At 31.5% G+C, this 11,463-nt stretch carries 14 protein-coding genes and 1 tRNA gene; 6 read left to right on the top strand and 9 right to left on the bottom strand.

Annotated features, from left to right (window positions below):
• Positions 1-19 precede the first annotated feature (19 nt).
• Positions 20-223, top strand: coding sequence for a hypothetical protein (locus tag VOI25_RS04950; RefSeq protein ID WP_323787893.1), 204 nt, complete (start codon positions 20-22; stop codon positions 221-223).
• Positions 224-287: 64 nt separating this feature from the next.
• Here the strand turns inward: VOI25_RS04950 and VOI25_RS04945 are convergent, their stop codons facing one another.
• From VOI25_RS04945 to VOI25_RS04930, 4 genes are all read right to left on the bottom strand, one after another.
• Complete coding sequence (locus VOI25_RS04945; protein ID WP_323787892.1) at positions 288-725, bottom strand: hypothetical protein; 438 nt, start codon at positions 723-725, stop codon at positions 288-290.
• 74 nt (positions 726-799) lie between these two features.
• Positions 800-1,483 (bottom strand): hypothetical protein, encoded by a 684-nt coding sequence (locus tag VOI25_RS04940; RefSeq protein WP_323787891.1) that lies wholly within the window; start codon positions 1,481-1,483, stop codon positions 800-802.
• Positions 1,476-2,855 carry a site-specific integrase gene (locus VOI25_RS04935; RefSeq protein WP_323787890.1) on the bottom strand — a complete coding sequence of 460 codons (1,380 nt, stop codon included), beginning with the start codon at positions 2,853-2,855 and terminating at the stop codon, positions 1,476-1,478. The genes VOI25_RS04940 and VOI25_RS04935 overlap by 8 nt, the downstream gene beginning before the upstream one ends.
• A gap of 55 nt (positions 2,856-2,910) precedes the next feature.
• Positions 2,911-2,984: transfer RNA gene (locus VOI25_RS04930), tRNA-Met, on the bottom strand.
• 130 nt (positions 2,985-3,114) lie between these two features.
• Between VOI25_RS04930 and VOI25_RS04925 the strand changes: the two genes are divergently transcribed.
• Together VOI25_RS04925 and VOI25_RS04920 are read left to right on the top strand one after the other, a co-directional pair.
• A complete protein-coding gene (locus VOI25_RS04925) occupies positions 3,115-3,507 on the top strand; it encodes an START-like domain-containing protein (RefSeq protein WP_323787889.1) in 393 nt (130 codons plus the stop codon).
• 57 nt (positions 3,508-3,564) lie between these two features.
• On the top strand, positions 3,565-4,410 hold the full coding sequence (locus tag VOI25_RS04920) for an aminotransferase class IV (RefSeq protein ID WP_323787888.1): 846 nt from the start codon (positions 3,565-3,567) through the stop codon (positions 4,408-4,410).
• Here the strand turns inward: VOI25_RS04920 and VOI25_RS04915 are convergent.
• The 5 genes from VOI25_RS04915 to VOI25_RS04895 all read right to left on the bottom strand — a co-directional run bounded on the left by VOI25_RS04915 (position 4,407) and on the right by VOI25_RS04895 (position 9,000).
• Positions 4,407-4,967 carry a YqgE/AlgH family protein gene (locus VOI25_RS04915; protein WP_323787887.1) on the bottom strand — a complete coding sequence of 187 codons (561 nt, stop codon included), beginning with the start codon at positions 4,965-4,967 and terminating at the stop codon, positions 4,407-4,409. The two genes, VOI25_RS04920 and VOI25_RS04915, sit on opposite strands and share 4 nt — an antisense overlap.
• 168 nt (positions 4,968-5,135) lie before the next feature.
• Positions 5,136-5,408 (bottom strand): HU family DNA-binding protein, encoded by a 273-nt coding sequence (locus VOI25_RS04910; protein ID WP_249996520.1) that lies wholly within the window; start codon positions 5,406-5,408, stop codon positions 5,136-5,138.
• Positions 5,409-5,603: 195 nt separating this feature from the next.
• The gene (gene fmt, locus VOI25_RS04905) at positions 5,604-6,557 is read right to left on the bottom strand and encodes a methionyl-tRNA formyltransferase (RefSeq protein ID WP_323787886.1); all 954 of its coding nucleotides are present in this window, start codon (positions 6,555-6,557) and stop codon (positions 5,604-5,606) included.
• A gap of 2 nt (positions 6,558-6,559) precedes the next feature.
• Positions 6,560-8,458, bottom strand: coding sequence for a RecQ family ATP-dependent DNA helicase (locus tag VOI25_RS04900; RefSeq protein WP_323787885.1), 1,899 nt, complete (start codon positions 8,456-8,458; stop codon positions 6,560-6,562).
• Positions 8,459-8,460: 2 nt separating this feature from the next.
• Positions 8,461-9,000, bottom strand: a complete 540-nt coding sequence (locus VOI25_RS04895; RefSeq protein ID WP_323787884.1) for an ATP-binding protein — start codon at positions 8,998-9,000, stop codon at positions 8,461-8,463.
• A 90-nt stretch (positions 9,001-9,090) separates the two neighbouring features.
• Here VOI25_RS04895 and VOI25_RS04890 point away from each other — a divergent pair, with 90 nt between their 5' ends.
• The 3 genes from VOI25_RS04890 (at position 9,091) to murA (ending at position 11,456) form a co-directional block, all read left to right on the top strand.
• A complete protein-coding gene (locus VOI25_RS04890; RefSeq protein ID WP_323787883.1) occupies positions 9,091-9,384 on the top strand; it encodes a DUF493 family protein in 294 nt (97 codons plus the stop codon).
• Positions 9,385-9,476: 92 nt separating this feature from the next.
• On the top strand, positions 9,477-10,130 hold the full coding sequence (locus VOI25_RS04885) for a DUF4290 domain-containing protein (protein WP_323787882.1): 654 nt from the start codon (positions 9,477-9,479) through the stop codon (positions 10,128-10,130).
• Positions 10,131-10,139: 9 nt separating this feature from the next.
• The gene (gene murA, locus VOI25_RS04880) at positions 10,140-11,456 is read left to right on the top strand and encodes a UDP-N-acetylglucosamine 1-carboxyvinyltransferase (RefSeq protein WP_323787880.1); all 1,317 of its coding nucleotides are present in this window, start codon (positions 10,140-10,142) and stop codon (positions 11,454-11,456) included.
• Positions 11,457-11,463: the final 7 nt, after the last annotated feature.

Below are 11,463 nucleotides of genomic sequence, written 5' to 3'. Positions count from 1 at the left end.
TAATAAGTACCTTTATTTAATGTCTCAAAATGGATATCCACATGGTTTTGGTACTTTATCCACTTATGATGTGTTTTATGCAGGTAATGAATTATTATATAATGGTAATAATTCTCAAAATAGATTAAAATCTTACTTAGCTGATGATTATTCTAAAGGTTATGAAGATATTCATAAGCCAATTAATCACAAATGTAAAATGGAGTTTGTTGAGGTTATGTAAGGAAATTAATGAAACTAAGTATTAGGTTTATAAATATTAACTCTAATTTGAATTGTAATTTAAGTTATTTCAGAATAGGTTTTAAATACACAATATTCCCTGTTTCCATATCAAAATAGGGAAGCGCTCCATCCTGCCTTGCAGAGTGATTGTTAATTCTATGATAACGATTAATTAATTTATCGGAAAGTACTTTTAAATCCCCTTTTGTAGCTGCTTTGTTTGATTCGGTTGTGAGGAAACTTTTTAGTGCATCAGCAGCTAAAGTCCCAACAGCGGCATTTCCAATTCCTGTAGCCGACATTTTTTCTTTTGAAGGAGAAAGGGTATTTTTTGTTAATGATTCTTCTTTTGATTTTACAACCAGAGCTTGCGATTTTTTTTTCCTTGCATGATAAGCCTTAGACCGACAAGAGTTACAGCAATATATTTGCGCACCACGTCTTTTTGGTTCATATGCATTGAAACAATATGGACAAGTATAAAATTTTGTATCTGACATTTAGCGTAAAATAAACGTTTGTTTGACGTTAAATTAAGATTTTTTATTGAATTCAACAAAAAATCAACACAAAATTAGATGCTAAAACTACAATTCAACATTAAAAACAGTTTGTAATAAAAATGATCAATGTCTTGATCACTAATAATGGGCTTCTGCTTTTTAGAAGACGTTGTATTCGCTTCTGACTTAGAATTAGGGTTAAGCTTAAACACATTATTCTTTAAATCATTCTCAGAAAATATGGTTTCCAAATTTTTAACAACATCATCATCGTTTAATTTGAGATCTTGATTTTGTATTTGAAAATGATGCTCTATTTGAGAACAATGCTCTTTAAAGTTTTCGCTTTGAAATTTAAATGCGTTAATTATAACGTCTTCAATAGTTGGGATACTAATTGTTAGGTTATTGTACATCCATAAATTCATCTGTAAATGGCAATCGATGTGTTTTTTATAGTCTTTTAAAACAATTTCAAAAGCTGCTGAATTTAATGCTGTTTTTGCTTCTAATAACATTACCAAATTGTTTTCTAAAATATCTTTTTTATTAAGAATATCAAGAAGAATGATTTGGTCTAAATTAGTTGTCCTAATATTTAATTGGTCTTCATAATAGATAATCTTGTCATAATCCTCCCTAGGAATTATGCCTTTAAATTCAGAGTTTTCAACCATTACATACATCGAACTAGGTATATAAAATATAAAGTTCTTAGTAAGGTTCCCGATTAGGTTTGCCGAAATTTTAGTCATGGTCAAAATGTTTAGAATAATCCTTAGGCAGAGAAGCATCAATTCCTCTTAAATACTTTTCTAGGGCATCCATTGAATTATGTCCAGTAATATTCATTAATTCACTTTTAGCAGCGTGTGGTGATGATCCTTTTAGTAATGATTTGTATAATATCGTTATAAATGTATGTCTAAAACTGTATAAGGTTTGATCCTTATCTAAATTAAAATGTTCTTTTACAACCGTTCTATAGCGTTTAGAAAAGTAGGTGCTTTTATTAGTATCAGTAGTGTTCCATTCGCCACCAATTTTTATAGGTGTGAATAAATAAAATTCAGGATCTAATTTTGATAAATCAGGAAGTTCATCAATTATTTTCTTCGGAATTAACTTTGTTTTTAAAGGACTGTTTTTGGCTTTAAACTGCAATGTTTTGTCTTCAAGATTGATATCTTTTATTTTTAATCGACAGACTTCAACAGGTCTTAAAAAATTATAGCTAACAAACTTTATATATAGTAGGAGTAAAGGATCTTCTTTTTTTAGATATTCAAAAATCTTTGTATGCTCTTTTGTTGAATACGACTTGTTCCGTTTTGGAATACTTCTTAAGGCATTAATTTTTTTGATTGGGTTGGATAGAATAAGTTCATTATCCTCCAATACCTGAAATAAACTACTTAAATTTAGTCTATAGTTATTTCTATTTCGAGCACTTGATCTGAGTAGTACTGCATTTAAAAAATCTAAAGCCGCTTTTTTATCAAATTGATTAATCGATTTTAGTTTAGGGCGATTTTCATGAATCCATTTCACCAATGCATTGGTTGTGTATTTATAATCTATGTGCGATCTAGAGCTAATTTCCTTTTCTTTAATCTTTAAACTGAAGTCTAAAGCCTCTCGAAGCGTCATACCAGAATCACTAGCAGCAATGTCTTCTGTGGTTTTAGTTGTGCTAATAGTTTTAATGGTGTCAACACTTGTTTTAGGATATTTAATTTGTGGTGATGGTTCTTTTTTTGGACTATCATGAGAGCCTTTAGCTGTGCCTTTCTTAATTAATTTAGACTTGTAGAGTTCCGTATTATTTAAAGATGGATTATAACCTTCCTGAAGCAGTTTTAAAAGCCTTCTTCGATAGCGAGATAACAGTGCTAAACGATCTTCTTTATTTTTAAAAGAATTAGCATTTCCGTAAATGTTTTTTTGACGTTTTAGCTTTTTTGTTTCAGGGTCTCTAAATGAGAAATATACGTACCAACGCTTAGATAAATCGCCGTTGGCAGTATAAATTTTTGGAGCCGAAAAATCTTTTTTGTGTGACAAATCGTGTTCTGAATCGTGTTCTAAATCATATTCAAATGTAATGACTTTATTTAATGTAAGCATAAAAAAACGGTTTAGAGTGAACTAAACCGTTAATTGTCACATTATTAAGATGTTGTAGCGAGAACGAGATTTGAACTCGTGACCTCTGGGTTATGAATCCAACGCTCTAACCAACTGAGCTACCTCGCCATAATTTCGGCTGCAAATATAAAAACAAAATCTATGGCAACAAACATTAAATGCTTAAAATATTTTTTTGCAGATTAGTTTTATACTCATCAATTAATTGTATATATTGAGCCTCACAATTAAAATACAAATGGAAGACAAAGTCAAGTTCGAAATGGAGTTTCCAATACATGCTTCTCCTCAGCTTTTATACCAATATATTTCTACACCTTCAGGCTTATCTGAGTGGTTTTCTGATAATGTAAACTCAAGAGGTGAGATGTTCACTTTTATTTGGGATGACTCTGAAGAAACTGCAAAGTTATTAAGTAAAAAAAGTGGTGAACGAATCAAATTTAGATGGATGACGGATGAAGATGAAGGTGATAATTATTTCTTTGAAATTAGAATTCAGGTCGATGAAATTACTAAAGATGTATCAATTATTGTAACTGACTTCACGGAAGAAGATGAATTAGAGGAAGCTAAAATGCTATGGGATAATCAAATTTCAGATTTAAAGCAAGTTTTAGGTTCAGCTTAAGATTTCTAAATCATATAAGTTTTATATTTGTCTCGATTTTTAATCGAGACTTTTTTTATGACAAATCTCAATGGTGAATTAATAGAGGATTCAAGTTTTATTACTAGTGAAAATAGAGGTTATAAGTATGGTGATGCTGTATTTGAAACTTTAAAAGCAGTTCATGGTAAGCTTTTATTTTGGGAAGACCATTATTTTAGGCTTATGGCTTCAATGCGAATTATGCGCATGGAAATTCCAATGCACTTTACAATGGAATTCTTAGAAAATGAAGTATTAAAAACATTAGAAGCCAATTCACTTTTAAAATCTTCAGCAAGAATTCGTTTAAATGTCGATAGAGGAGATGGCGGGAAATATCTTCCGAATGATAACAATATCAGTTATAATATTTCTGTAGAAGCCTTAGCTACCGATTTTTATTCGGTTTCCAAGCAAGAACGATATACAGTTGATTTATATAAAGATTTTTTTGTTGCTCCAGGATTATTATCTACACTAAAAACAAATAATAAGGCTATTAATGTTTTAGGAAGTATCTATGCAGCAGAAAATGGTTGGGATAATTGTTTGCTTTTAAATACCAATAAGAATGTTGTTGAAGCATTAAACGGGAATCTTTTTGTCGTTTCTGGTGAAACCATTAAAACACCACCTTTAGATGATGGCTGTTTAAAAGGAATTATGAGAAAACAACTTATAGAAGTAATTGTAAATTCTGGAGATTATGTCATTGAAGAAACATCTATTTCTCCTTTTGAGCTTCAAAAAGCAGATGAATTATTTATAAGTAATGTGATTACAGGAATTCAGCCTATATTAAAATATCGCAAAAAAGAATTTACCACTACTATTGCTGAAGATATTATAAGACGATTGAATATTAAATTAAGAGTATCTTAATTATAACTTGGATTTTCAGGAGCATTAGACCATAATTGATAATTACCTCCTAGTTCTAGCATTTTTTCTTTCCAGAAAGACTCACAACATTTTTCAATAAGTTCCTCTTTATAAATATTCTTTGTAATAATCCATGAATTAGAAAGCAATTCGTTTTCTAACTGTTGAGAATCCCAACCTGAATACCCAAGAAAGAAACGTATATCTGAATTTGATAGTCTATTGTCTTCAAGTAATTGCAACACCGCATCAAAGTTTCCTCCCCAAAAAACACCTAATGAAATCTCAATACTATCTGGTATCAACTCAGGAACTTGATGAATGAAATATAAATTGTCTTGTTCAACGGGTCCACCATTAAAGACTTTAAAGTCTGCTTGAGTTTCAGGTATTAAATCCTGAAGTGTATATTCTAAAGGTTTATTTAAAATAAAACCAATAGAACCTTGGCTGTTATAATCAGCAAGTAGAATAACGGATCTATTAAATGATAAATCACCAATTATGGATGGCTCTGCTATTAATAAATCACCTTTTTTGGGCTTTATGGTAATCATTGTGTATGATTTATGTATTAAATCTAAAACATATTTCTCTAAAAAGCAATAAATTCTATAACTAAACCAATTACTTAGTTCTTAAAGTGATTATTAAAGTTAAGCGTGTAGAAAAGAAAAGCCCACTTTTAAAAAAAAGTGGGCTTTTAATCTATTTTAGAAATATGCTTAGTTTACAGCTTTTCCTAAATCAGAACCAGCTTTAAACTTTACTACGTTTTTAGCTTTGATTTGTATAGTCTTACCAGTTTGAGGGTTTCTTCCTTCTCTTGCAGATCTTCTAGAAACTGACCAAGAACCAAATCCTACTAAAGAAACTCTGTTTCCTTTTTGTAAAGATCCTTCGATGTCGATTAATAATGAATCTAATGCTTTCTTAGCAGCTGCTTTTGTAATTCCAGCATTTTCTGCCATTCCATTGATTAAATCTGTTTTGTTCATAAAAATTAAATTTTAAATTATTAATAAATAGTTGGGTTAAACATTTTGTTAAATCCTTCTACAAATTTATATGTAAAATCCATCTACGCAAGTAATAGCAAGGGAAATCCGGTTATTTGTTGATAACTTAGCGGATTTGTTAATAAAGGAAGTGCATTTTATCGGATTTTTTATAATATCAATGGAGATAAGGGTTTAGAGCAGTTTTGCGTTTTCTTCAAAATGGTATCCATTTAATAAAGATTTTACGTCCATTTTTCGTTTACCAGGAAGTTGAATTACCTTAATATTTATAAACCCATCATTTACAGCGACTTTTAATTCATTTTTGTCACTACTAAGTTTTCCGACATCAAAATGATGCTTTTCTACTTCTTTTTCAACTTTAAAAATCTTTACGGTTACTTTTTCATCACCATTATATAAGTAGCACCAAGCAGAAGGAAAAGGATTTAAACCTCTTATTTTATTGTAGATATTATTAATAGGTAAGGACCAATCAATTTTACAATTGTCTTTATGTAGCTTATATGCGGTTTTTAAGTCGTCCGTTTTAGGTTGTATTGTTGTTTCAACAGCATCTTCTTCAATTAGCTTTACCGTTTTTAATACCAATTCGCTGCCAATAGTCATTAGTTTATCGTGAAGCGTTCCAACAGTTTCATCAGCTTCAATTTCAATTTCATCTTGAAGGATCATGGCACCTGTATCAATTTTTTCATCTATAAAAAAAGTAGTCACACCAGTCTTCGTTTCACCATTGATTATGGCCCAATGTATTGGTGCTGCTCCTCTATAATTTGGTAATAATGAAGCGTGGAGGTTAAAAGTGCCGTGTTTTGGCATGCTCCAAACAACTTCTGGTAACATTCTAAATGCAACAATGATTTGTAAATTGGCTTCTAAAGCTTTTAATTCTTCTAAAAATGATTCTGCCTTTAAATTGGTTGGTTGTAATATATTCAGCCCTTTAGATTGAGCATATGTTTTTACTGCAGATTCATTTAGTTTTCTACCACGTCCAGCTGGTTTATCTGGTGCTGTAATAACACCAACGATATTATAGTTAGCATCAACTAAGGATTTTAGAGTGGCAACAGCAAAATCTGGTGTGCCCATAAATACGATTCTTAAAGTGTCTTTGCTCATAGTTATTTTAATTTATAGGTATTTGAAGACGTTGTTACTATCAATTGATGTTCTAATAATAACTTTAAAACCTCAAATATTTCAGTGTCTTTATATGGCAATTCTTCAGCTAGTTGCCGTGAATTTAAATTCTGATGTGTTAATAAGGTAACGATCTGTTTCTGAATGGTCATTAAATCTGTAGAATTTGATCCATCCAAATTTGTTAAGCAAACAGTACACTTTCCGCAAGTTTCTACAGAGGCTTCTCCAAAATAATTCAGCAATTGTAATTGTTTACAAACAGAATCATTTTCGATATAATCCAAAACTGCATTAACCTGAAGTCTTTTTAAGTCGTGTTGTTGCTCTACAATAGTAACTATTCTATTAATCGTCTTGTCATCTTCTCTTGGTTGCAAGAATACAATTTCAGAATCTGTATTAGAAAAATTAAAATCCACCACCTCATCTTTATGCAATTGTTGTAAAATCGCAATAATTTGTTTCTCAGTAGTTGATGTTTTATCTGCAATTAGCGACAAATTAATGGCTAATGAATGTTCGAAAATTCCACCATAGGTTCTAAGAATAGATTTAACAATCAATTCAACATGTTTATGGCGTTCTAAATAAGTAAATAAAGACGTGCTAGTAATTATGAATTGTAATGTTGTTTTATAGTTGAACTGTTGTGAAAGTTTAATGATGCTATTTCGATCTAGAATCTGGAGCGCATTAAAGGTTTGTGTGGATTTGAAATCGTAAGTTTTACAAAAGGTGTTAAAATTAAATTGATGTGATGAAAATTCGCCTTCGCCATATGAGATTTGAAAATAGTTACAAAGTTTTCTGTAGACTAGTTTTATAAGATCTATAGAAGGTAAGGTGTTTATAAACTGACTTTTAAGACGTTGTTCATCAGATTTATTTGTTAATATAATGGCATAAGCATTATCACCATTTCTGCCAGCGCGACCAGCTTCTTGATAATAGCTTTCTAGACTTTCGGGTAAATTAATATGAACTACAGTTTTTACATCAGGTTTATCAATTCCCATACCAAAAGCAGTTGTAGCAACCATTATTTCTTTTTGGTTGTTCATCCATTGATCTAATCGTTCTTGTTTATCTTTTGTTGGAATGCCACCATGGAAAAATGTAGAACTAAACCCTAACTTCTCTAACTGCTCATGAATTTCGACCGATAACTTTCTGCTTCTTACATATATAATTGAAGCACCTTTGTAAGCGTTTAAAAAACGTTCAAGGTCGTATAACTTATCTTCGCTATATACTACATTGTAGGCTATGTTTGGTCTACTAAAGGAAGCTCTAAATATTTTAGGAGCTATAAAATCTAATTCAGCTATGGTTTCATCAATAACTTTTGGTTTGGCAGTAGCCGTTAAAGCAATAACATTAACACTTGGTTGTAACTCTCTTAATACAGTAATATTTTTATATGCAGGTCTGAAATCATTTCCCCATTGACTAATGCAATGTGCTTCATCAACAGCAATGAGGTTGACATTCATTTGTTGTATTCGATGTTGAACGATATCTTGTTGTAAACGTTCTGGAGATAAATATAAAAACTTGTAGTTCCCATAAATACAATTGTCTAATAAGGTGTCAAGTTCATTATAGCTAATTCCGCTAGTAATGGCCATAGCTTTAATGCCTTTGTCTTTAAGGTTTTTAACTTGATCTTTCATTAAAGCAACAAGTGGAGACACTACAATACAAATACCATCTTTAATTAATGCAGGAATTTGAAAACAAATCGATTTTCCGCCTCCAGTTGGGAGTAAAACAAACGTATCCTCATTATCCAAAACAGCATTGATAATCTCTTCTTGTAGTGGTCTAAATGCTGTATGATTCCAATAGCGTTCAAGTATGTTTATAGGATGTGACATCGCTACAAATTTAAAGCATCTATAATGAAATCTGCACGCTTTTCAATACTATCAAAAGGGACGTCAACAAGTTTATAACCAAAGCGTTCATAAGTATGTAATAAGGCATCATGAATTTCTACAGCTTGATCAAAGTTTTCATAACGTTCGCTATCACTCACAAAAATTTCTTGCCAAGGTGCTAATACAAATACCTTATCATAAATATGGTTTTGGCAAGTTTCTATAAAGTGCTCAGGATAGTCACTCATGGCATAATCCATATAAGCAACTACATCAGGCAAGCCTCTGTCCAAAAAGATAAGATTTTTATCAAGAGTTTCAGCATCAATAAATTGTTTAATTCTTGCTTCTAAAAGTAATTCACTAAAGAGCAAAGGTTTCGTCAAAAAAAGTTGATCTATACCATCTTTCCTAGCGTCAAGGGTTACCTGTCTTGATATTTCTTCAAAACAAGTGTAATCACGTTTTTCAAGTTCATTTATAATAGATGATTTACCTGTTCCTGGACCTCCAGTAATTACGATTTTGCGTGTATTCAATTTGGCAAGGTTTTGGTTGTAAAATTAACAATTAATTATGCAAAGCAAAATGTAAGTAAAACGTATATTTGCTCACGAAGAAGAATTACTATGAGTTCAGAGAAAAAAACAGAGGAGTTTTATAACAAATTAAGAAGTCAACTATACGAAACTACAAGTTGGCCTTCAGAATACTTGTATAAATTTATTGTGCCTACAGAGCAAAGTAAAATAAGTCAAATTGAAGATTTATTTAATAATCTTGGCGCAGTTATTACTACGAAGGAATCAAATAAAGGGACCTATACGAGTGTTTCTGTAAATGTAGATATGAAAGATCCTGATGCTGTAATAACTAAATACAAGGAAGTCGCAGAAAAAGTAGAAGGTGTTATTTCTTTGTAAAAGAGAACTTAAAACAACTATTTTTTTGTATTTTGCGAGCACATGCTGAAGTACTTCGTGCATGATTTACAAATACTACACAAACTTATATTTTGATAGACGATATAGAATACAACACAGAGCGTGAACATTTGATTATTCCTGAATATGGAAGACATCTTCAAAAAATGGTCAATTACGCGAAACAATTACCAACAAAAGAAGAGCGTAATAAAGTAGCACAATCCATCATAAATGTCATGGGAAATTTGCAACCACATTTACGTGATGTACCAGATTTTCAGCATAAGCTTTGGGATCAGCTTTTTATTATAGCAGATTTTGAATTAGATGTAGATTCTCCATATCCAACAACGACTAAAGAGGAGTTAAGTGAAAAGCCAGAGCCTTTAAAATATCCTCAAAACTTTCCAAAATATCGTTTCTACGGAAATAATATTAAAACAATGATTGATGTTGCAAATACATGGGAAGAAGGCGAATTAAAAGAAGCTTTAGTGTATACGATTGCCAACCATATGAAAAAATGTTTTCTTAATTGGAACAAAGATACTGTCGAGGATTATGTGATTTTCAAACATTTATATGAATTGTCTGGTGGTAAAATTGATTTAAAAGAAAGTGATGAAGATCTTTCAGATGCTACGAGTTTGCTGAAAAATAAAAAGAAATACGCGCATAGCAGTTCAAGTAGTAAGAAATCGCATCACAAAAAAAATTCTAACCGAAGTAGAAAACGTTACTAATAGGTATTCATGTCAACATTTATTATTGAAGGAGGTCACCAGTTGAAAGGGAAAATTCAACCTCAAGGTGCAAAAAACGAAGCATTACAAATTTTATGTGCAGTACTATTAACTGCCGAAGAAGTTAAAATTGATAATATTCCAGATATTATTGATGTTAATAAATTGATTGCTTTATTAAAAAAATTAGGAGTTAAAATCAAAAAACTTGGTAGTGGATCGTATTCTTTTAAAGCAGATGACGTAAACCTAAAGTATCTTGAGTCGGCTGAATTTAAGGAAGACGGAAAAGGCTTAAGAGGTTCAATCATGATTGTTGGCCCCTTATTAGGACGTTTTGGTAAAGGATATATTCCAAAACCAGGAGGAGACAAGATTGGTCGTCGACGTTTAGATACCCACTTCGAAGGTTTCATTAATCTAGGAGCAAAATTTAGATACAACAAAGAAGATTTATTTTATGGTGTTGAGGCCAAAAAGCTAAAAGGCGCTTATATGCTTCTTGATGAAGCCTCAGTTACTGGAACGGCAAACATTGTGATGGCTGCGGTTTTAGCTGAAGGAACAACCACCATTTATAATGCTGCTTGTGAACCCTATTTACAACAACTTTGTAAAATGCTCAACAGAATGGGAGCTAAGATAAGTGGAGTTGGTTCTAATATGTTAATTATTGAAGGTGTTGATAAATTGGGAGGAACTGAACACAGAATGCTTCCAGATATGATTGAAATTGGTAGTTGGATAGGTTTAGCTGCTATGACCAAAAGTGAGTTAACAATTACAAATGTCAGTTGGGATGATTTAGGTCAAATTCCAAGTGTTTTTAGAAAAATTGGAATCAATATCGAACGTCAAGGTGATGATATTCATATTCCTGCGCATATTAATGGATACGAAGTGCAAAATTATATCGATGGTTCTATACTTACCGTTTCAGATGCACCATGGCCTGGATTTACACCAGATTTATTGAGCATTATTCTTACCGTTTTAACTCAGGCTAGAGGAGCAGCAGTTGTACATCAAAAGATGTTTGAAAGTCGATTATTCTTTGTAGATAAATTGATAGATATGGGAGCCAAAATCATTCTTTGTGATCCACATAGAGCTACCGTTATTGGCCACGATTTTAAATCGACATTAAAAGCGACGACAATGACGTCACCAGATATTAGAGCAGGAGTTTCATTACTTATTGCGGCATTATCGGCAAAAGGAACGTCGACTATTCATAATATCGAACAAATTGATCGAGGTTATGAAAATATTGATGAACGTTTAAGAGCTATTGGAGCTAAAATTACTCGAGTTAAAGGTAATTAATCGGTTC

The organism is Psychroserpens sp., assembly GCF_034670085.1.
Classification (GTDB): Bacteria; Bacteroidota; Bacteroidia; order Flavobacteriales; family Flavobacteriaceae; genus Psychroserpens.
This window is presented reverse-complemented; position numbering and strand designations above follow the sequence as displayed.